This window comes from Adlercreutzia sp. ZJ176, from assembly GCF_011038975.1.
Lineage (GTDB): Bacteria > Actinomycetota > Coriobacteriia > Coriobacteriales > Eggerthellaceae > CAAEEV01.
The window spans coordinates 29,003-48,734 of sequence record NZ_JAAKEC010000008.1 but is presented as its reverse complement, the minus strand read 5'-3'; the positions used below and the strand labels follow the sequence as shown (position 1 = coordinate 48,734).

18 protein-coding genes are annotated in these 19,732 nt (G+C 67.1%); 17 read left to right on the top strand and 1 reads right to left on the bottom strand.

The features are described from left to right. The first annotated feature begins 34 nt into the window (after positions 1–34). The 11 genes from hisF (at position 35) to G7Y50_RS05475 (ending at position 13,231) form a co-directional block, all read left to right on the top strand. The gene (hisF, locus tag G7Y50_RS05525; protein WP_165056781.1) at positions 35–799 is read left to right on the top strand and encodes an imidazole glycerol phosphate synthase subunit HisF; all 765 of its coding nucleotides are present in this window, start codon (positions 35–37) and stop codon (positions 797–799) included. A gap of 255 nt (positions 800–1,054) precedes the next feature. Next, the gene (locus tag G7Y50_RS05520; protein ID WP_165056780.1) at positions 1,055–1,966 is read left to right on the top strand and encodes a radical SAM protein; all 912 of its coding nucleotides are present in this window, start codon (positions 1,055–1,057) and stop codon (positions 1,964–1,966) included. 67 nt (positions 1,967–2,033) lie between these two features. Further along, a complete protein-coding gene (gene hisI / locus G7Y50_RS05515) occupies positions 2,034–2,372 on the top strand; it encodes a phosphoribosyl-AMP cyclohydrolase (protein WP_165056779.1) in 339 nt (112 codons plus the stop codon). A 315-nt stretch (positions 2,373–2,687) separates the two neighbouring features. Next, complete coding sequence (locus tag G7Y50_RS05510; RefSeq protein ID WP_165056778.1) at positions 2,688–3,368, top strand: transaldolase family protein; 681 nt, start codon at positions 2,688–2,690, stop codon at positions 3,366–3,368. Then, positions 3,369–5,669, top strand: coding sequence for a transcription termination factor Rho (gene rho / locus G7Y50_RS05505; protein WP_241159497.1), 2,301 nt, complete (start codon positions 3,369–3,371; stop codon positions 5,667–5,669). It abuts the gene before it with no gap. A gap of 15 nt (positions 5,670–5,684) precedes the next feature. Further along, the gene (sppA, locus tag G7Y50_RS05500; RefSeq protein WP_165056442.1) at positions 5,685–6,914 is read left to right on the top strand and encodes a signal peptide peptidase SppA; all 1,230 of its coding nucleotides are present in this window, start codon (positions 5,685–5,687) and stop codon (positions 6,912–6,914) included. Continuing rightward, positions 6,895–8,919, top strand: a complete 2,025-nt coding sequence (locus G7Y50_RS05495) for a class I tRNA ligase family protein (RefSeq protein WP_165056443.1) — start codon at positions 6,895–6,897, stop codon at positions 8,917–8,919. Before sppA ends, G7Y50_RS05495 begins: the two co-directional genes overlap by 20 nt. 716 nt (positions 8,920–9,635) lie before the next feature. Next, positions 9,636–10,403: a 30S ribosomal protein S2 gene (rpsB, locus tag G7Y50_RS05490; RefSeq protein WP_165056444.1), complete on the top strand. Its 768-nt coding sequence runs from the start codon at positions 9,636–9,638 to the stop codon at positions 10,401–10,403. An 87-nt stretch (positions 10,404–10,490) separates the two neighbouring features. Then, positions 10,491–11,351: a translation elongation factor Ts gene (gene tsf / locus G7Y50_RS05485; RefSeq protein ID WP_165056445.1), complete on the top strand. Its 861-nt coding sequence runs from the start codon at positions 10,491–10,493 to the stop codon at positions 11,349–11,351. A 351-nt stretch (positions 11,352–11,702) separates the two neighbouring features. After that, positions 11,703–12,137 carry a helix-turn-helix domain-containing protein gene (locus tag G7Y50_RS05480; RefSeq protein WP_165056446.1) on the top strand — a complete coding sequence of 145 codons (435 nt, stop codon included), beginning with the start codon at positions 11,703–11,705 and terminating at the stop codon, positions 12,135–12,137. A gap of 116 nt (positions 12,138–12,253) precedes the next feature. After that, positions 12,254–13,231 (top strand): alpha/beta fold hydrolase, encoded by a 978-nt coding sequence (locus G7Y50_RS05475; RefSeq protein WP_165056447.1) that lies wholly within the window; start codon positions 12,254–12,256, stop codon positions 13,229–13,231. Positions 13,232–13,493: 262 nt separating this feature from the next. Here G7Y50_RS05475 and G7Y50_RS05470 read toward each other — a convergent pair whose 3' ends face one another. Beyond that, the gene (locus tag G7Y50_RS05470; protein WP_165056448.1) at positions 13,494–13,976 is read right to left on the bottom strand and encodes a hypothetical protein; all 483 of its coding nucleotides are present in this window, start codon (positions 13,974–13,976) and stop codon (positions 13,494–13,496) included. 502 nt (positions 13,977–14,478) lie between these two features. Here G7Y50_RS05470 and G7Y50_RS05465 point away from each other — a divergent pair. From G7Y50_RS05465 to murA, 6 genes are all read left to right on the top strand, one after another. After that, on the top strand, positions 14,479–15,210 hold the full coding sequence (locus G7Y50_RS05465; protein WP_165056449.1) for a phosphatase PAP2 family protein: 732 nt from the start codon (positions 14,479–14,481) through the stop codon (positions 15,208–15,210). Then, positions 15,180–15,782, top strand: a complete 603-nt coding sequence (locus G7Y50_RS05460; RefSeq protein WP_165056450.1) for a helix-turn-helix domain-containing protein — start codon at positions 15,180–15,182, stop codon at positions 15,780–15,782. Before G7Y50_RS05465 ends, G7Y50_RS05460 begins: the two co-directional genes overlap by 31 nt. A 368-nt stretch (positions 15,783–16,150) precedes the next feature. Further along, positions 16,151–16,672 carry a helix-turn-helix transcriptional regulator gene (locus tag G7Y50_RS11920; protein WP_206214776.1) on the top strand — a complete coding sequence of 174 codons (522 nt, stop codon included), beginning with the start codon at positions 16,151–16,153 and terminating at the stop codon, positions 16,670–16,672. Between the two features lie 760 nt (positions 16,673–17,432). Next, the gene (locus G7Y50_RS05450) at positions 17,433–17,732 is read left to right on the top strand and encodes a nucleotidyltransferase family protein (RefSeq protein WP_165056451.1); all 300 of its coding nucleotides are present in this window, start codon (positions 17,433–17,435) and stop codon (positions 17,730–17,732) included. Next, entirely contained in the window at positions 17,729–18,118 is a 390-nt protein-coding gene (locus G7Y50_RS05445; RefSeq protein ID WP_165056452.1) for a DUF86 domain-containing protein, read from the top strand. The genes G7Y50_RS05450 and G7Y50_RS05445 overlap by 4 nt, the downstream gene beginning before the upstream one ends. A gap of 330 nt (positions 18,119–18,448) precedes the next feature. Beyond that, the gene (gene murA, locus G7Y50_RS05440) at positions 18,449–19,729 is read left to right on the top strand and encodes a UDP-N-acetylglucosamine 1-carboxyvinyltransferase (RefSeq protein WP_165056453.1); all 1,281 of its coding nucleotides are present in this window, start codon (positions 18,449–18,451) and stop codon (positions 19,727–19,729) included. Positions 19,730–19,732 lie beyond the last annotated feature (3 nt).

Sequence of the window (19,732 nt, the reverse complement as noted above, 5' to 3'; positions counted from 1 at the left end):
CAGGAAGACCATCAGCGGAAGAGGAAGATTCCCCATGTTAACTAAGCGAGTGATCCCCTGCATGGACGTGAAGGACGGCCGCGTGGTCAAGGGCGTCAACTTCGTGAACTTGCGCGACGCAGGCGACCCCATCGAGCTCGCGCGCGCCTATGACGAGCAGAAGGCCGACGAGGTCATCTTCCTCGACATCACGGCCACCTCCGACGACCGCGCCACCACCGTCGAGCTCGCGAGCCGCGCGAGCGAGGAGCTTCACCTGCCGTACTGCGTGGGCGGGGGCTTCCGCAGCGTGGCCGACATCCGCCGCATGATCGCCGCGGGCGCCGACAAGGTGAGCGTGAACTCGGCGGCGGTGAAGAACCCCGAGCTCATCACGGTGGCCGCCGCTGCGTTCGGCACGCAGGCGATCCTGTGCGCCATTGACGCGAAGGCGGTGGCGGGCAACCCCAACAAGTGGGAGGTCTACGTGGCGGGCGGGCGCACCGCCACGGGCATCGACGCCGTCGAGTGGGCGCAGGAGGCCGCGCGGCGCGGCGCGGGCGAGATCCTGCTCACGTCCATGGACCGCGACGGCAGCCGCGACGGCTTCGACTGCGCGCTCACCCGCGTGGTGGCGCGCGCCGTGGACATCCCGGTCATCGCCTCGGGCGGCGTCGGCGAGCTCGAGCACTTCGCGCAGGGCATCATCGAAGGCGAGGCCGACGCCGTGCTCGCCGCGAGCGTCTTCCACTTCGGCGAGCTCACCGTGCGCCAGGTGAAGGAGCACATGCGCTCCTGCGGCATCCCCGTGCGCCTGTAGCCCCGTTCCCTTGGGGCCTGTGTGCGTTGGAGCCCCGTGCGCATGCGCCCGCCTAGCGTTGTCCGCGCTTGGTTCGGCGGGATGCGTTCGGCGGGGTGCCTTGGGCATTCCGAGCCGGCGATAGGGCGCTGCCTCCTGCGGCGGCGGGTCGCATCGCCGCCTCCTGCGCGGCGGGTCGCACCGCTGCTTCTCGGCTGGTATCCCGTGATACAATGAGGGGCAGGGTTTCGGCAGGTCTCGAAAGGGGAAAGCGTCATGCCTGCTCAGCAGAACATCAAGTCCCACATCTCCTCTCCGCAGCATCGGCCGCCGCACGATCTGGGGTGCCCCATGCTGCAGGTCGTCACGGGGTGCTCGCACGGCAAGTGCCACTTCTGCGACATCTTCAACGGCGTGCCGTTCGCGGCGTCGCCGGACGAGGAGATCAGGGCCGACATCGAGGAGATCGCGCGCACGGCGACGGCGCTCACCCGGCGCATCTACCTCACGGGCGGCAACCCCTTCGCGCTGCCCACGCACCGCCTCATCGAGATCTTCGACATGGTGGAGGAGCGCATCCCCACGGTGAATAGCTATGGCGGCTTCTGCCGCATCGTGGACGTGGCGCGCAAGTCCGACGAGGAGCTGGCGCTTCTGGCCTCGCGCGGCGTCGACCGCATCACCATCGGCGCGGAGAGCGGCTTCGACGAGACGCTCGCGTTCATGGAGAAGGGCCACACCGCGGCCGACATCGTCGAGCAGGGGCAGCGCCTGCACAAGGCGGGCATCGACTTCACGTTCTTCTACCTCGCAGGCATGGCGGGCGCGGGGCAGGGCGAGCAGAACGCCGTCGCGTCGGCGCGCGCGTTCAGCGCGGCGAACCCGAGCGACATCCTCATCGTCACGCTCACGCCGACGCAGACCTGGCCGCTCGCGCGCGACATCGCCGCGGGCACGTGGGCCGCGCCGACCGAGGGCGAGATGGCGCGCGAGATCCGCACGTTCATCGAGCACCTCACCTGCACCTGCCACGTGAACTGCTCGCATGACACCGACGTCCTGCGCTTCGAGGGCATGGTCCCCGAGGCCCAGGGGCTGATGCTCGAGCTTCTGGACAACCTCATCCCGAAGATGAACGAAGGCGCGGCGCGGCGCATGCGCGAGATGCTGCACAAGGCATCGTTCTAGCGGCGCCAGGCGCGCGGCGCGGAGCATGCGCGCGTGTGCTCCGAGGCGCAGGAAAGGAGCGGGCTGCATGGACGCCCCCGACATCACCGACTTCTCCCAGCTCGCCTACAACGAGGCGGGCCTCATCCCGTGCGTCGTGCAGGACGTGCGCAGCAAGGAAGTGCTCATGGTGGCGTGGATGAGCGAGGCGTCACTCGAGCTCACGCGCGAGACGGGCGAGACGGTGTTCTGGTCGCGCAGCCGCCAGGAGCTCTGGCACAAGGGCGCGACTAGCGGAAACACCCAGCGCGTGGTGGAGATTCGCTACGACTGCGACGCCGACTGCCTGCTCGCGCTCGTGGAGGCGGCGGGTCCGGCGTGCCACACGGGGGCCGGGAGCTGCTTCTTCCGCACGCTCGAGGTCTAGCGGCGGCAACGTTAACGTTATGCCGTCATGCGACGCACCTTGTGCGTTCCGTGCTTGAACTGCGCGAAGACATGCGCTAACATGGGCGCAGTTTCATTTTCCCCGCACAGAAGCTCATCTGCCCGCCCATCCAGGCGCTTTGCGCGTTTTTCGCGCGGGCGCGCCCCGGCGATTCGCGGCAAGGCGGCTTTCGTGCCGTCTGCAGAGGAAGCATCCCCAAGAGGAAATCCCGTCAATTCCGCATAAGCCAAGGCAGGATACGTGCGCAGCCGCGCACGTTCGCACCATCCGAACCATCTGAAAGAGGAGGACCACGTGAAGTTCTTTCTGGACACCGCCGATCTCGCCGAGATCGAGGAGGCTGCCAGCTGGGGCGCGCTCGCGGGCGTGACCACCAACCCCACGCTCTACGCGCGCATCGGGGGCAAGCTCGACGACTTCCACAACCACATCAAGCGCATCTGCGACATCGTGGGGCCTGAGTGCCCCGTGTCGGCCGAGTCGGTCGCCATGACGCGCGACGAGCTCGTGCGCGACGGCCGCGAGCTGGCGCAGATCGCCCCCAACGTCGTGGTGAAGATCCCGACCATGGTCGAGGGCCTCGCGGCCACGCGCACGCTGGCCGACGAGGGCATCCGCGTAAACATGACGCTGTGCTTCACCGTGCCGCAGGCCATCCTGGCCGCCCGCGCTGGCGCGCGCTACATCTCGCCGTTCGTGGGCCGCTTCGACGACATCTCCGAGGACGGCCTCGACCAGGTGGCCAACATCGTGACGGCCATCAACAACTACGACTTCACGGCCAACACCGTGAACGGCGAGCAGATCGAGATCATCGCCGCGTCCATCCGCAGCGCCAACCACGTGACGCAGTCCGCCCTCATGGGCGCCGACATCGCCACCGTGCCCTTCGGCGTGCTGAAGAAGATGGTCGCCCACCCGCTGACCGACCGCGGGCTTGAGGCGTTCCTCGCAGACTGGGAGAAAGTACAGTAAATGAGCGAAGTCGAAGAGACGAAGACGGCGGGCGCGCCCGCCCCTGCACCTGAGGCAGCCGCCGAGGAGAAGCCCGTGCGCCGTCGCGCCACGCGCGCGAAGAAGGCGGAGGAGGGCGCTGCGGAGGCGAAGGCTGCCGGCGCTGACACCGAGGGCAAGGCCGAGAAGCCTGCGCGCAAGACCACGCGCACCCGCAAGGCCGCCCCCGAGGCGCCTGCTGCTGACGGGGACGCCGCCAAGGGCGCCGCCGAGGCGCCGGAGGCCTCTCCGCGCAAGGCGACGCGCACCCGCACCCGCAAGGCCGCGCCTGAGGCGGGCGAGGCCGCCGCTGACGTCGCGCCCGCGGCTGCCGAGGGCGCCGACGGCGCCGCTGACGTCGCGCCCGCTCCCGCGAAGCGCCGCGGGCGCCCGCGCAAGGTCGTGCCGGCCGAGGACGCGAGGGCTGCCGCTGCTCCTGCGGCTGCGCCCGCCGCTTCCGCCGACGCCGCGCCTGCCGCCGAGGAGGCTCCCAAGCCGCGCCGGGGACGTCCGCGCAAGGTGAAGCCGGCTGACGCCGAGGTGGCCCCCGCATCCGCCCCCGCGTCCGCCACCCCTGAGGCCGCTGCCCCCGAGGCGCCCGCCCCCGCGCCCGTCTTCGAGACGCCCGCGCCGGCTGAGGCCGCTTCCGCCGTGGCCCCCGCCGCTTCCGCCGACGCCGCCCCCGCGCCTGCCGCCGCCGCATCCGCCCCCGCGCCCGAGGCGCACGCCGACGCCCCGCGCCCGCGCGACTACCAGCGCACCCGCGCCGACCGCTCCGAGGGCCGTCCCAGCCGCGACCGCGCCGAGCGCAACGACCGCGACCCGCGCGGCAACCGCAACGGCAAGGGCGGCAACCGCAGCGATCGCAACGACCGCAACGACCGCAGCGATCGCAATGACCGCAACGATCGCAGCAGCCGTGACAGCCGCGACCGCAACGACCGCCGCCCGCGCCGCCAGCGCGACAACCGCGCCAACCGCGAGGTGGTCCCGAGCATCACCAAGGAAGAGCTTGCGGAGCTCAAGGTGGCCGAGCTGCGCGCGAAGGCCGCCGAGCTCGGCGTCGACGGCACGGGCGTCAAGAAGGCCGAGCTCGTGGGCCTGGTGTATGACGCCGCGGTGAAGGCCGAGGGCTTCGTCGAGGTCACGGGCGTGCTCGACATCCTCGCCGACGGCTACGGCTTCCTGCGCGCCGCGGGCTACCTGCCCGGCGAGGGCGACGCCTACGTGGGCGCCGCCACCATCCGCCGCAACGGCCTGCGCAAGGGCGACCTCGTGGTGGGGCAGACCCGCCCCGCACGCGAGAACGAGAAGTTTGCCGCCATCCAGAAGGTCATCTCCGTGAACGGCATCCCCCTCGAGGAGCTGGGCGCCCGCCCGCACTTCAAGGACCTCACGCCGGTGTTCCCGGATGACCGCCTGCTCATGGAGCACGGCAAGAACACCATCACGGCGCGCGTGATCGACCTGGCCGCGCCCATCGGCAAGGGGCAGCGCGGCCTCATCGTTTCGCCGCCGAAGGCCGGCAAGACCACCGTTCTGAAGGACATCGCCGCCTCCATCACGGCCAACAACCCTGACGTGCACCTGATGTACCTGGGCATCGACGAGCGCCCCGAGGAAGCCACCGACATGGAGCGCTCCATCCGCGGCGAGGTCGTCTCCTCCACGTTCGACATGCCGTGCGAGAACCACATCGCCGTGGCCGAGCTCGTGATCGAGCGCGCGAAGCGCCTCGTGGAGATGGGCAAGGACGTGGTGATCCTGCTCGACTCCATCACGCGTCTGGCGCGCGCCTACAACCTGGCGCAGCCCGCCTCGGGCCGCATCCTCTCGGGCGGCGTCGACTCCACGGCGCTCTACCCGCCCAAGCGCTTCCTGGGCGCGGCGCGCAACATCGAGAACGGCGGCAGCCTCACCATCCTGGCCTCGGCGCTCATCGACACGGGCTCGAAGATGGACGAGGTCATCTTCGAGGAGTTCAAGGGCACGGGCAACATGGAGCTCAAGCTCGACCGCTACCTGGCCGACCGCCGCATCTTCCCGGCCATCGACCCGGTGTCGTCGGGCACGCGCAAGGAGGAGCTGCTGCTCGACGGGCAGGAAGCCCCGCTCATCTGGGCCGTCCGCAGGATCCTGGCGAACATGAACAACACCGAGCGCGCGATGGACATGCTGATCAAGTCCTTGAAGCAGACCGAGACCAACCAGGAGTTCCTCATCCGCACGGCGAAGAAGGCCCAGGGCAGCCACGGGAAGTCGGACGAGGGATTCGAGTTCTAGGCTCAAGGAGGAGCCATGACCCAGCAGAACAACTGGCAGCAGGGCGTCTGGGGCGACGGGAGCACCCCGGCGCCCAACGCCTACGAGCAAACCTACAACGCCGCGGCTCCCGCTCAGCCGGGCGCGCAGGCCCCGCAGGCGGGTGCGGCAGCTCCGGAGCAGCCCGCAGCGCAGGCCCCGCAGCCCGCCCCGCAGCCTGCGCAGGCCGCGGCGCCCCAGCCGGGCTTCGGCGCCTATCCCGGAGCACCCCAGCCCGCCTACGCGCAGCCCGCCTACGCGCCGCAGCCGCCTGCGCCCGCTCCCAAGAAGGGCAAGGGCTGGATCGTCGCGCTCGTGGCGGTGGTCCTCTTCTTCGCGCTCATGTTCTTCGGGCTCGCGTCGTGCACTGCCGCCGTGAGCGCGGTGGCCAACCCCTTCGGCACCTTGGGCGAGGACCTCTCCTCTGACTCCGTCACCACGAACTCGGTGGGCATCATCGAGGTCTCGGGCACCATCCAGTACGACGGCACCACCGCGAGCCCCGAGGGACTCAAGGCGCAGCTTGACCGCGCCGAGGAGAACCCCTACATCAAGGCCGTGGTGCTGCGCGTCGACTCGGGCGGCGGCACGGCGACGGCGGGCGAGGAGATGGCCGCCTACGTGCGCGACTTCTCCAAGCCCGTGGTGGTCTCGAGCGCGTCGATGAACGCGAGCGCGGCCTACGAGATCTCGAGCCAAGCCGACTACATCTTCACGGCCAAGACCACCGCCATCGGCGCCATCGGCACGGCCATGCAGCTCACCGACATCTCGGAGCTGCTCGACAAGCTCGGCATCACGGTGGACAACATCACGTCAGCTGAGTCGAAGGACTCGAGCTACGGCACGCGCGCCCTCACCGAGGACGAGCGCGCCTACTACCAGGCCATGGTCGACCAGATCAACACGACGTTCGTGGAGACGGTGGCCGAGGGCCGCGGCATGACGGTCGACGAGGTGCGCGCGCTCGCCACGGGGCTCACGTTCACGGGCATGGACGCGGTTGAGAACGGCTTGGCCGACGAGATCGGCACGCTTGAGGACGCCGTCGCCAAGGCGGGCGACCTCGCGGGCTTCGCGCAGTGCGACACGGTGTACCTGCGGCCGAGCACGAGCGGTCTGGACGACCTGCTCAACCTGATGAGTGAGAGCCGCGGCAGCGCCGACGCGCGTGCGCTCGCCGCCGCTTTGGAGGAGATGGAAAACCATGTCGGATTTGAGGGATAACAAGCGCGTGAAGTGGCCTGCCCGCGCCGTGGTCACGGCGGGCATGCCGTACGGCAACAAGCCGCTGCACTTCGGCCACATCGGAGGCGTGTTCGTGCCCGCTGACGCGTTCGCGCGCTTTCTGCGCGACCGCATCGGGGCGGACAACGTGCGCTTCGTGTCGGGGACGGACTGCTTCGGCAGCCCCATCAACGAGGGCTACCGCAAGCTCGTCGAGGCGGGTCAGTTCGACGGCTCCATCGAGGAGTACGTCATGCGCAACCACGAGGCGCAGAAGTCCGTGCTCGAGGCGTACCACATCAGCCTCGACATCTTCGACGGCTCGGGCATCGGGCACGCGGCCGACGTGCACCAGCGGGTCACGAACGCGTTCATCGAGCGCCTCTACGAGAACGGCTGGCTCAAGCGCACCTCCACGCTGCAGTTCTACGACGCCCAGGCTGAGACGTTCCTGAACGGCCGCCAGGTGGTCGGGCGCTGCCCCGTGCAGGGCTGCAAGTCAGAGCACGCCTACGCCGACGAGTGCGACCTGGGGCACCAGTACGCGCCCGCCGACCTCATCGCGCCGATCTCGACGCTCTCGAACGCCGCGCCCGAGATGCGCCCGGTGGAGAACTGGTACTTCGACCTGCCGGCCTTCGCGGACTTCCTGCGCGCGCACGCCTCGAACCTCGCGGCCGACCCCGAGGTGCGCCCCGTGGTGCCCCAGACCATCGCGGAGTTTCTGGCCCCGCCGGTGATCTTCGTGAAGAACGAGGCGCACGAGGCGTACGAGGCCGTCGCCGGCGAGCTGCCGCGGCACGCGTACCGCCCGGCGGAGAAGGGCAAGGCCAGCTTCGAGATCGAGTTCGAGTCCATCGCGGCGCGCGACGAGGCGCGCAGCGTGCTCGCGCGCGCGAACATCCGCTTCCGCACCTCCAAGACGCTCGTGCCCTTCCGCATCACGGGCAACATCGAGTGGGGCGTGGAGGCGCCGGTGATCGAGGGCGTCGAGGGTCTCACCGTGTGGTGCTGGCCCGAGTCGCTGTGGGCGCCCATTTCGTTCACCTGCGCGGTGAACGACGAACGCGGCCTGCCGCGCGGCAGCTGGCGCGACTTCTGGTGCTCCGACGACGCGTGCGTGTACCAGTTCATCGGGCAGGACAACCTGTACTTCTACGGCGTGGCCCAGCCGGCGCTGTTTGAGGCGCTGCGCCCGGGCGGCCTGCTCGACGGCGGCGACGACGCGCTCGCGCTGCGCCAGACCACGCTCGTGGCCAACCACCACCTGCTGTTCGGCAAGACGAAGGCGTCCTCGTCGGGCAAGGTCAAGCCGCCCACGGGAGAGCAGCTCCTCGAGCACTACACGCCCGAGCAGCTGCGCGCGCATTTCCTCGCGCTCGGCCTCGACCAGAAGTCGGTCGGCTTCTCCCCGAAGCCCTTCGACCCCGACGAGGCCAAGCGGAGCGACCCGCGCGTGGCCGACCCGGCGCTCAAGGAGGGCGCGCTGCTCACCAACGTGTTCAACCGCCTCGCGCGCAGCTGCTTCTACGAGGCGCAGAAGAACTGCGAGGGGTACATGCCGCTCGGCGCGGTGACGCCGGAGGTGGGCGTGCGCGCCCGCCGCGCGCTGCGCAGCTACGACGAGCTCATGCACAAGGTGGAGCTGCACTCGGTGATGTCGCTCATGGACGAGTTCATCCGCTGGTCGAACAAGCGCTGGGCCGACCAGATCAAGGCCGCCGACGCCGCCGGTGATGCGGACGCGCGCCGCCAGGTGCTCGTGGACTGCTTCTTCCTGCTGCGCGTCTGCACGCTCATGATGCACCCGATCGTGCCGGTGGGCTGCGAGAAGATCTGCGACTACCTGAGCTTCAGCTTCAACGAGTTCTTCAGCTGGAACTACGACTTCGACTCGAACGACGAGCTGTGCACCGCCGCCGAGATCGACGACGCCCGCCACCGCATCCAGGAGCTCCCCCCGCGCTTCGACTTCTTCAAGAAGCACGAGAGCCAGTACAAGTAGGAGAAGGGGCAGCCCTTCGCGCCCCGAGCGGGGCGCCCGCGTCAGGCGCCCTCCCCCGTGTCATCCTGAGCGGAGCGCCCGCGTCAGGCGCCCTCCCCCGTGTCATCCTGAGCGGAGCGCCCGCAGGGCGCGGAGTCGAAGGATCTGGCCGCGAGTGGGCTGCGCATGCGAACGTGCCGTGCCCGGAACCAGATCCTTCGACTCGCTTCGCTCGCTCAGGATGACATAGGGGGCGTGTTCGCCAGGATGACACGGGGGAGGGCGCTCGCTTAGGACAGGGGAGAGCGATCTAGGTGGGCTCCTCCCAGGAGAGGGCGACCTGGGCGAACTCCTCTCAGGATGAAGGGTGGCCCGGGTGGACTCCTCTCAGGATGAAGCGCGACCCGGGAGGACTCCGCTCGGGATGACGCAGGAGGATGACCCGGGAGGACTTCGCTCAGGATGACCCGGGGGGGGGACTCTGCTCAGGATGGCGCGCGGTAGACAGCCCGCGACGGGGACGCGGGGACGGTGGTCTGCGCCCCGTTATCCGCGATCGGCGCGGTATTTTCCCGCAACCCCCTTGCAATGCGAGGGGGTTGTGCTATCTTAGACAGGCTGTGTAAACAGCAGACTATCACACATGCTTGCGTGACCTGATCCGCCAGTGGCCACCTGGAAAAGGCTGCGGACGCAGGGTTGACCGCAGGCAGAGGACTAACGAATGGAGAAGAGACATGACGAAAGTCAGCATTTCCACGCTGCTTGACGCAGGCAGCCACTTCGGTCACCAGACCCGCCGCTGGAACCCCAAGATGAAGCCCTACATCTTCGGCAGCCGCGGCGACATCTACATCATCGACCTCAAGCAGACCCTCATCGGCCTCGACAAGGCGTACACCTTCGTGTCCGACCTCACCCGCAAGGGCGGCACCGTGCTGTTCGTGGGCACCAAGAAGCAGGCCCAGGAGGCCGTGGCCGACGCCGCGAACCGCTGCGGCATGCCGTACGTGAACGCCCGCTGGCTCGGCGGCATGCTCACGAACTTCGTGACCATCCGCACCCGCGTGGAGCGCATGGAGGAGCTCGAGGCCATGGACGCCGACGGCCGCATGGCGCTGCTGCCGAAGAAGGAGCAGATCCTGCTGCACAAGGAGCTCGGCAAGCTGCAGACCAACCTCAACGGCATCCGCAACATGAAGCGCGTCCCCGACGCCGTCTTCGTGATCGACACCAACCGCGAGGAGATCGCCATCCACGAGGCCAAGCGCCTGAACATCCCCGTGGTGGGCACGCTTGACACCAACTGCGACCCGGACGATGTCGAGTACGGCATCCCGGCCAACGACGACGCCATCCGCTCGGTGCGCCTGCTGGCCGACTTCGTCGCCGACGCCGTGATCGCGGGCACCGGCGCTGACGTGACCGCCGCCGAGATGGCGGGCGAGGCCGCGCCCGAGGCTGCCGAGGCTGAGGCTCCGGCCGCTGAGGCTGCTGCCGAGTAGCCGATTCGCTTGGAACTGCGCGCGCGGGGCGGCTGACGCGCCCCGCGCGCTTCCTGAAAACACCCCTTCCCACAGAAAGGAATTCCCATGGCTGCTATCACCGCTTCTATGGTCAAAGAGCTTCGTGAGATGACCGGCGCTGGCATGATGGAGTGCAAGAAGGCCCTCACCGAGGCCGAGGGCGACATGGACAAGGCCGTCGACGTGCTGCGCACCCGCGGCCTGGCCGCCGTCGCCAAGAAGGCCGGTCGCGCCACCAACGAGGGCACCGTCATGGCGCTCGTGAACGACGAGTGCACCTGCGGCGCCGTGGTCGAGCTCAACTGCGAGACCGACTTCGTGGGCATGAACGAGAAGTTCAAGGCCTACGCTGAGAAGATCGCCACCGCGGCGCTCGCCGCCAAGCCGGCCGACGTTGAGGCCCTGAAGGCCGCCGAGATCGACGGCGAGACGGTCGAGGCCGTCGTCACCGACTGCATCCACGTGATGGGCGAGAACACCCAGCTCGCGCGCGTTGCCGTGGCCGAGGGCGCGGGCGTGTCCTCCTACATCCACGGCGGCGGCAAGATCGGCGTGCTCGTGGCCTTCGACGTCGAGGGCATCGACCCCGCTTCCGCCGACTTCCAGAAGTGCGGCCGCGACGTGGCCATGCAGGTGGCTGCCGTCAACCCCGTCTCCGCCACGCGCGAGGACGTGCCGGCTGACGTGGCCGAGCACGAGATGGCCATCTACAAGGCTCAGGCCGCCGAGTCCGGCAAGCCCGAGAACATCCAGGAGAAGATCGCCATGGGCCGCATGGAGAAGTTCTACAAGGAGAACTGCCTCGCTGAGCAGGACTTCGTGAAGAACCCCGACCAGACGGTCGCCGACTACGTCAACGAGTGCGCCAAGGCCCTCGGCGGCACGATCGCCATCAAGGGCTTCACCCGCTTCGCCCTCGGCGAGTAGCCGACAGCGCAGAGGTACAGGCGCCTGGCAGGCGCTTGATCGAATCAGCATAACCCGAAGTCGAGGGCCGCATCAAGCGGCCCTCGCTGTTTCTGCCCCAGGTTCTTCTGGCTTCCCCGGACCTTCCCTGGGCCTTGGGCGCCGCTGCCTGCGCCATGGCGACTCCCTTCGTGCGCTTCACCGAAAGCCGGCAGACGACAGGCGAGAAGAGGGAGTGCACCGTCGCGGGCAAATGCTCACGGCTCTGAGGCATGTCACCTGAACATGACAACAGCATCTGAGATGTGTCACCCTGACATGGTGGATGGGCAGGCTAGATCCGCCTATACTGAGCTCGGAGGTATGAAAGATATGATCAGTCAGAACATACTCTCGCTCAGGACGCGCTCTGGCATGACGCAGGAGGAGCTCGCCCAGAAAATCGGCGTGGCCAGGCAGACCGTCGCGAAATGGGAGGCGGGAGACGCCATCCCCGACCTCGCCAACGCGATACGCCTCGCGCAGCTGCTCGACGTGAGCATCGATGCGCTCGTCCACCACGACGAGGAGCAGGTCGGGTACCCTGTCGCTCCCCGTGGCCGGCATATCTTCGGCGTCGTCCGCATGGGCGAGCGCGGCCAAGTGGTCATCCCGAAGAAGGCGCGCGACATCTTCGAGCTGCATGCCGGAAGCGAGCTTCTGGTGTTGGGCGACGAGTCGCAAGGGCTTGCGCTTCAGCGCGTCGAGGACGCGGTGGCCATGCTGGAGAGCTACGGACGCGCCGTGAGCGAGAGGATCTCCGACTGATCCAGGGAGAGGACCTGCGGACGTGGAGGGCAGCCCGGCGAGGAGCGCCGAGCTCGAAGGCTGGCCTCACAAGCAAGCTGCTCGCCATCGACCTCGTCCTCGAGGAGCTCTGGCATATGACGCATAATTTCGAAGAAGGGGTTGGGCAGCCTTCGCTCTCTTACGCAGAGCATGAAGGCGGCGAGCGCGCTTTGGTCCTCGTCCACGCGCAGGGCATCGATCGGCGTAGCTTCGACAAGGTGATAAAGCCGCTGTCGAAAGACTTCACCGTGTATGCCGTGGACTGCTTCGGGCACGGGAGGAGCGCCCACAACCCGAATCTGTACAACATCGTCTCGCTGGGAGACGCCCTCGCAAGGTTCGTCGAAGAGGTGGTCGGCAGGTCGTGTATGCTGCTCGGGCACTCCTCGGGCGGACTGGTCGCCGCATACGCCGCCGGGAAGACGGAGCTCTGCGAGCAGCTCGTCCTCGAGGACCCGCCCTTCTTTGCCTGTCAGGGCGAGCGGAGAAGGAAGACGTTCAACTACCTGGACCTCTCGTCGGTGTGCCATGAGTACCTGCAAGGCGCGGCGCAGGGCTCGACGTGCGAAAGCTTCGTCCTGTTCTACTTCGAGAACCAATACGCCTGGAGCTTCTTCCCGGAGAAGGCGCGCGAGAAGGTGCGCCCGAAGAGCATCGCGGCAGCCAGGAAGTTCCTGCAGAAGCATCCCGGACAGGACCTGAAGGTTCCCTTCTGGCCAAAGACCGCCCTGGCGGCGTTTGTCGGGATGGGGGACTACGATCCGCGGTTCGGGGAGGCGTTCTACGACGACAGCTTCCACTGCGGGATTCCCCACGAGGAGCTGCTCGGCGAGATCAAGTGCCCGACCCTGTTCATGAAGGCGAAAACGGAGTGGTCTGATGACGGCGTTCTCTTCGCCGCGCTCGATGAAGACGACCTCGCGAAGTGCATGGGGCTCATCTCCGATTGCGCGCTCGTCCGGTTCGACTGCGGCCACGGGATCCACATCGAGAAGCCTCGGGCCTTCGTCTCGGCCATCAAGGACGTGAGCGTGCACGGCAAGGGGGGGGCGGCGCCGCGATCAGCGGGTTAAGCCTTGTGCCCTGCGACACGCCAACGGCGTTACCGACAACGGCGCTTTCCATCCACCCCTCAGGTGATTCTGGATGAAACGAGGCCGTTATCGGCGGTTTCTCGGAAAAAGTGGATGCAAAAGGCGCGTTGTCGGTGGTTTTAGGGGCCCGAAGCACCGATAACGCGCGTTTTCCAGCCAGCTTTTCCGGGCCGTGGATGCAAAAGGGGCGTTGTCGGTGCTTCGAGGGCTTCTCGGCAGCGCTCCTCCTCACTTCGATGCGTCAGGGCAGGAGGGCCAAGCATGCAACAGCGGCGGCCATGGCCATCAGAGCGCGCAGCCCTCCTTTATGCCGGATTGGAATGCCGAGGTCCTTGAGCAGTGACTTGGCGCCCACAAAGCAGTGCCAGGTCAGCAATGCGAGGACAATGAGCAGAAAGCATCGTGCGTCCAGCGCTCCGCCCGTCAGGCCCGCTGCCACATGGATCAGCGCAGCGGCAAGCAGCATCCCGCCACTTGCCCATTTGAGAGCAAGGTGCGCTTTCTTGCGGCTGCTAGGAGGCCGCCGCCTGTCCGCCATCATCGAATAGCTCGTTGCTGCTGAAAGCCCGACATGGGCGCCGGCCACGCCCGCGGCGATCCACGCCACCCATGCCAGGTGATCCGAGAATCCAAAGCGAAGCCAAAGCGCGCCCATGATCGCATGCAAGAAGAATGCCGCGACGATAATCGCGGCAGCTGATCCGTTCACCCTGCGAAGCTTCATGCGAGAGGACCTCGCAGAGCTTCAGGAGATGCGAAGCGTAGGAGGCTTCGGCGTCGAGCCAGGTGGCGTATTCCGTTTGTCGCTTCCCTTTTCACGGTCGAGCCTCCTTACATTTCAAGGCAAAGTATATCATCCATATATAAGGATAATCAAACGGTGCGGCAGAACCTGCTCGGATTCGCAAGGGGTTGTCACGTTTCGCCACGGATCGCTGGATTCCCAAAGCACAACGTCGCTGTCAGAGGAGACTGACGGCAGACAACGAGGCGGAACCGCTTTCGCGACTCCGCCTTACAAAACCACTTGCTCTGGAAGCGGTTTGCTTAGACCTTGGCGGGTCGCCGCTGTCTTCCGCGCATCCTGCAGCATGTGCGCAAAACGCCTGGAAGGCGGCGCATGACACGAAGCGTGTCGCCGGCGTGACGTCGCGGCTCTTTCCGGTCCCGCCAGCGCCCGCTACCTTCGGCCTCGCATCAAGGCGAGACGAAAGGAAGTGGTGCATATGCCAAGCGCAACACGCAGGCGCAGCGCAGGGAGGGGAGAGCTGCTCGCAGGGCTGGCGCTGCTGGCTGCCTTCGCGCTCTGGACCGCGCTGGTCCAATGCGTGGACGTGCGGCCCGTCGGTCAGAACGGGACGGACGTCGGCTTTGCGGCGCTCAACGTGTGGTTCCACGAGCTGACGGGCGTGCACATGGGGATCTACCTGGTCACGGACTGGCTCGGCCTCGTTCCGATCGCGGTTTGCCTGTGCTTCGGGGTGCTGGGCGCCGTGCAGCTGGTCAGGCGGAGGAGCCTGCTTCGCGTGGACGCGGACCTTCTCCTGCTGGGCGCCTATTACATCCTCGTCGTCTTCGGGTACCTGGTCTTCGAGATGAGCCCGGTCAACTACCGGCCCATACCCATAGACGGGATGATGGAGGCGTCGTATCCTTCTTCTACGACGCTTTTGGTCCTGAGCGTCATGCCGACGCTGAAGTACCAGGTCGACCGCAGGGCGAAGAGCCTGGTCCTCAGGGGCGCCGCAACGGTGTTCGCGGTCGGATTCTCGGCGCTCATGGTGCTCGGGCGGCTGGTCGCGGGTGTCCATTGGGCAACGGACATCGTCGGGGCCGCCCTGCTGGCGGCCGGGCTGTTCATGACGTACCGATCGGCTGTCGCATTCGCGGACCGCAGAAGGGCCAATCTGGACACGGAGGGACGAGGATGGAGTTCAGCGAGAAGCTGCAGGAGCTGAGGAAGGCGCGGTCGTTCACGCAAGAGGAGCTCGCCTGTGCCCTCTACGTCTCCAGGACGGCGGTGTCGAAATGGGAGTCCGGCAGAGGCTACCCGAGCATCGACTCGCTCAAGCAGCTCTCCCGGTTCTTCTCCGTGTCGATAGACGAGCTCATATGCTCGGACGAGATCATCGTAGCGGCCGAGGAGGACAGGAGGGGGTTTGTCGTCAGGTATCGCTCCCTCATCTGCGGTGCGCTCGACGTGCTCCTCGTCGTGCTTCTGCTCATACCCGCCTTCGGCAACGGCGCGGACTCCACCGCCACGGTGACGCTGCTCGACCTGACCGGCGTCAGCCCTTGGCTGAAAGCCGCGTTCGCGGCGCTTGTCGGCGCCACGGTCCTGGCGGGCGCGCTCGAGTTGGCTGCGGCCAGCCTCGGCAAGACGACGTTGGGCAGGGGCCTGCTTGCCGCGGGCATGGTCCTCTCGATCGTGGGCGTCGCGGCGTTCATCGCCTCCAGGCAGCCGTATGCGGGGATCGTCTGCTTCGCCCTTCTCGTGGCAAAGGGCTTCTTCATCTCCCAAGGGAAGTAGGTCGGCGTCGTTGTATGTTTATCCCTGCGGTTTCAGGCGTGTCGTGGTAGAGGGGTCCTCTTTGACGAGCTCTGGGAGTTTGATGAAGAGCTGGGGAAAGTGCCCGCCGGCGTCGGGTGCGCTTGCCTTTGACGCACGTCGCTGACCTGCGCTTTGCAACCGGTGGGCGCCAAGAGGGCGTGGAAAAGCAGCCTGCGGTTGGTTGATCGGGGCAGGCTATCGGCGTATCGTTAAGCTAGCCCGCATCTCCGGCAGGCGTCGACTTCATCTGTCGCGCCACCCGTTGCCCCGCTGTTCCGCCGCGCCCGAGCGCGCGGGCGCGCCTGCGGACGTATAATGGGGCGACGCCGACGAAAGGAACCGCGTCCATGAGCTTTCGCGACAACCTGCGGCACCTGCGCGCCGCGCACAGCATGACCCAGGAGCAGCTCGCCGCGCTCCTCGGCGTGAGCCGCCAGTCCGTCACCAAGTGGGAGTCCGAGCGCGCCTACCCCGAGATGGACAAGCTGCTGAGTCTGTGCCAGGTCTTCGGCTGCTCGCTTGACGACCTGGTGCGGGGCGATCTCGCCGTTGTCGCGCTGCCTGCTCCCTCAGACGTCGCTCCGCCCGTTCCTGACAACGCCGACGAATACAACGAGGCGCCCGTCTCGTGCCGCCAGGGTAGGCGCATGAGTGTGATCTGCGGCGTTATCATGCTCGTGTCTACCGCGCTCGCGCTTGGCATGTTGTTCGCGCCGTTCGCCATGGGCGCCGCTCCCGACCACGCTTGGGGCGAGGCCGGTGTCGTCTTCGCGGCGTTCTGCCTCAGGTTCTTCTGGCTTCCCTGGGTCTTGGGCGCCGTCGCCTGCGCCATGGCAGCTCTCTTCGCGCGTTTCGCCGAAAGCTGGTAGACGATGGGTGAAGAGAGGGGGAGCGCGTCGTCGCGATCAGCGGGTTAAGCCTGTGACCTGCGATGCGCCGACGGCGTCACCGACAACGGCGCTTTTCCATCCACCCCTCAGGTGATTCTGGATGAAACAAGGGCGTTGTCGGTGGTTTTTTGAGAAAAGTGGCTGGAGAATGCGCGTTGTCGGTGGTTTTCGGGGCCCGGAGCACCGACAACGGGCGTTTTCCAGCCAGCTTTCCCGAGCTGTGGATGCAAAGAGGGCGTTGTCGGTGCTTCGAGGGCTTCTCGTCGACGCTCCTCCGTGCCTTGATGCGTCAGAGCGGGAGGGTCAGGCATGCAGCAGCGACGACCACGGCCATCAGAACACGCAGCTCGCTTTTATGCCGGCTTGGAATGCCAGTCCTTGAGCAGTGAATTGGCGCCCACGAAGCAGTGCCAGGTCAGCAATGCGATGACAACGAGCGGAAAGCATCGTGCCTCCAGCGCTCTGCCTCTAAGTCTTTGGACGTTGTCTTGCTCGGGGGTCTGGCGGCGCTCGTAGTACAGGAGGATCGCCTGCGGGGAAAGGCAGGGCGTGCGACCTCGTTGACCCCCAGCCCATCTTCAGCAGACATGAAGTTGACCTTTCGACGTTGAGAAAGACTTTCGATCGCCTATCGGAAGGAGCAGACATGGCCGCTCAGGCGGACTCAAAAGATTGCTTGTGGCTCGAACGCGCCTTTCCCCTCCGTGCTATACTCTGCAGCGACGGGAGGTGCTTCGACATGGAAGTCGTGTATACGTTCGATGATCTTCAGAACCTGGTCAAGCCCATCCTCGACCGCTATGACGCCGAGTCCGCCCTGCTCTTCGGCTCGTACGCGCGCGAGGAGGCAACACCTGAGTCGGACATCGACCTCCTCGTGAGGGGCGGCGAGCAGTTCGTGCCGACGAACATCTTCGCCATCGCCGACGACCTCTACAACGTGTCGGGCAAGCGCGTTGACGTCTATGAGGAGTCGGAGATACGTGAGGGCTCTGAGTTGATGAAGCGCATCCACGCCGACGCACGGGTGATCGCATGAGCCCGTCCGACCTGCGGAAGGTCAAGCGCGTTCTCTCGTTCGCAGACGATTTGCATGCCATGATGGAGGAGAGGGATATTACGCGCGAGCTGGTCGAATCGGATCAGTTCGTCCAGAGGGCGGTCACCACGCCGCTCTACAACATCGGCGAGTACGTGTCTCACCTCTCGAAGGAGACGAGGGAAGAGCATCCCGACATCCCCTGGTCGAAGGTTGCGGGTCTGCGTCATCGCCTCGTGCATGACTGCGAAAGTACCAAGTGGGACATCGTGACCCAAGTCCTCTTTGACGATCTCTGGGAGTTTGCCGACCAGCTGAGGAAGCTGGTCGCCGACGCCGAGCGGGATGAGGTCGAGCCTGGCGAGGCCGACCGCGACGAAGCGTAGCGTCGGAATAGCTTCTCTTGTGCGCTTGCGGGATCGCCTGATGGTGTTGAGCGTGCCGTGCTCTCGGCGATGCGCCTGGCGGCGGGCGGCTCGCCTTCGGCAAGAGCGACGGGCGGCTCGCCTTCGGCGCGGGCGCTTGGCGGCTCGTATGCTCGGACGACCTGTTCGACCTCTGATATAGAAAGCTTGAGGTCTTGCTGCGCGCACCTGCGCGCGGGCGGCGGTATTTCCTATAATGGACGCGTGGCGGAGAACGAATGACCTGCCGCGCGGCGCCGGGGAAAGCGAGCTTGCGCTCGCCGGGCGCGCGGCTTGCCCTTAAGGATAGACATGACCTCAGAAATCATCATCGTGCGCGGCAACAACACGCTTGCCGGCGACGTGAGCGTCTCGGGCGCGAAGAACTCGGCGCTCAAGCTGATGGCGGCGTCGCTGCTCGGGCAGGGCGTCACCACCCTGCACAACGTGCCGCTCATCTCGGACATCAGCCTCATGGGCGAGGTGCTCAAGCGCCTCGGCGCCACCGTCGAGCGCCGCGGGCACGACCTCGTCATCGACACGCAGCCCGTCGACTCGTGCGAGACGCCCTACGAGCTCGTCTCGAAGATGCGCGCGAGCATCTCGGTGCTCGGGCCGCTCATCGGCCGCTTCGGCGAGGCGCACGTGGCCATGCCCGGCGGCTGCCAGATCGGTGCGCGCAAGATCGACATGCACCTCGTGGGGCTCGAGGCCCTCGGCGTCGAGTTCAGCATCGACCACGGCGTGCTCGTGGCGCGCACGCCGAACGGCCTTTCCGGCACGCACGTGATGCTCGAGTTCCCCAGCGTCGGCGCCACCGAGAACCTGCTGATGGCGGCCGTGGTGGCCGACGGCGCCACCTATCTGGAGAACGCGGCGTGCGAGCCGGAGATCGAGGATCTGGCCCGCATGCTCAACGCCATGGGCGCGCGCGTGAGCGGCGCGGGCACCTCGCACATCGAGATCCAGGGCGTGCCGCTCACCGACCTGCACCCCTGCGAGCACACCACGGTGGGCGACCGCATCGAGGCGGGCACCTTCCTCGCGGGCGGCGCGCTCACGGGCGGCCCCGTCACGACGCATGGCATCAACCCGGCGTACCTGCGCATGGCCATCATGAAGCTGCGCGCCATGGGGTGTACAGTCGAGACGGGCGAGGACTGGGTGCGCGTGAGCCGTTCGGGCGACCTCGTGTGCGCCGACATCCAGACGCTGCCGCACCCGGGCTTCCCCACCGACCTCCAGGCGCAGTTCATGCTGCTCGCGGCGCTGGCTGAGGGCACGTCGGTCATCACCGAGAACGTGTTCGAGAACCGCTTCATGTTCGCCGCCGAGCTCATGCGCATGGGCGCCGACATCACCATCGACGACCACCACGCGCTCATCCGCGGCGTGGCGGGCCTGCAGGGCGCCCCGGTGTCCTCGACCGACCTGCGCGCCGGCGCGGCGCTCGTGCTCGCGGGCATCGTAGCCGACGGCGAGACGCGCGTCCACCGCATCGAGCACATCGACCGCGGCTACGAGGACTACGCGGGCAAGCTCGCGAGCCTCGGCGCCGACGTCGAGCGCGTCCCGGGCGACCTCGTGCGTTAGGAC

What these genes read in the sequence shown, in the direction of transcription:
- hisF (WP_165056781.1), top strand. Translation starts at nt 35, where the DNA reads ATGTTAACTAAGCGAGTGATCCCCTGCATGGACGTGAAGGACGGCCGC.
- G7Y50_RS05520 (WP_165056780.1), top strand. Translation starts at nt 1,055, where the DNA reads ATGCCTGCTCAGCAGAACATCAAGTCCCACATCTCCTCTCCGCAGCAT.
- hisI (WP_165056779.1), top strand. Translation starts at nt 2,034, where the DNA reads ATGGACGCCCCCGACATCACCGACTTCTCCCAGCTCGCCTACAACGAG.
- rho (WP_241159497.1), top strand. Translation starts at nt 3,369, where the DNA reads ATGAGCGAAGTCGAAGAGACGAAGACGGCGGGCGCGCCCGCCCCTGCA.
- sppA (WP_165056442.1), top strand. Translation starts at nt 5,685, where the DNA reads ATGACCCAGCAGAACAACTGGCAGCAGGGCGTCTGGGGCGACGGGAGC.
- G7Y50_RS05495 (WP_165056443.1), top strand. Translation starts at nt 6,895, where the DNA reads ATGTCGGATTTGAGGGATAACAAGCGCGTGAAGTGGCCTGCCCGCGCC.
- rpsB (WP_165056444.1), top strand. Translation starts at nt 9,636, where the DNA reads ATGACGAAAGTCAGCATTTCCACGCTGCTTGACGCAGGCAGCCACTTC.
- tsf (WP_165056445.1), top strand. Translation starts at nt 10,491, where the DNA reads ATGGCTGCTATCACCGCTTCTATGGTCAAAGAGCTTCGTGAGATGACC.
- G7Y50_RS05480 (WP_165056446.1), top strand. Translation starts at nt 11,703, where the DNA reads ATGATCAGTCAGAACATACTCTCGCTCAGGACGCGCTCTGGCATGACG.
- G7Y50_RS05475 (WP_165056447.1), top strand. Translation starts at nt 12,254, where the DNA reads ATGACGCATAATTTCGAAGAAGGGGTTGGGCAGCCTTCGCTCTCTTAC.
- G7Y50_RS05470 (WP_165056448.1), bottom strand. Translation starts at nt 13,976, where the DNA reads ATGAAGCTTCGCAGGGTGAACGGATCAGCTGCCGCGATTATCGTCGCG.
- G7Y50_RS05465 (WP_165056449.1), top strand. Translation starts at nt 14,479, where the DNA reads ATGCCAAGCGCAACACGCAGGCGCAGCGCAGGGAGGGGAGAGCTGCTC.
- G7Y50_RS05460 (WP_165056450.1), top strand. Translation starts at nt 15,180, where the DNA reads ATGGAGTTCAGCGAGAAGCTGCAGGAGCTGAGGAAGGCGCGGTCGTTC.
- G7Y50_RS11920 (WP_206214776.1), top strand. Translation starts at nt 16,151, where the DNA reads ATGAGCTTTCGCGACAACCTGCGGCACCTGCGCGCCGCGCACAGCATG.
- G7Y50_RS05450 (WP_165056451.1), top strand. Translation starts at nt 17,433, where the DNA reads ATGGAAGTCGTGTATACGTTCGATGATCTTCAGAACCTGGTCAAGCCC.
- G7Y50_RS05445 (WP_165056452.1), top strand. Translation starts at nt 17,729, where the DNA reads ATGAGCCCGTCCGACCTGCGGAAGGTCAAGCGCGTTCTCTCGTTCGCA.
- murA (WP_165056453.1), top strand. Translation starts at nt 18,449, where the DNA reads ATGACCTCAGAAATCATCATCGTGCGCGGCAACAACACGCTTGCCGGC.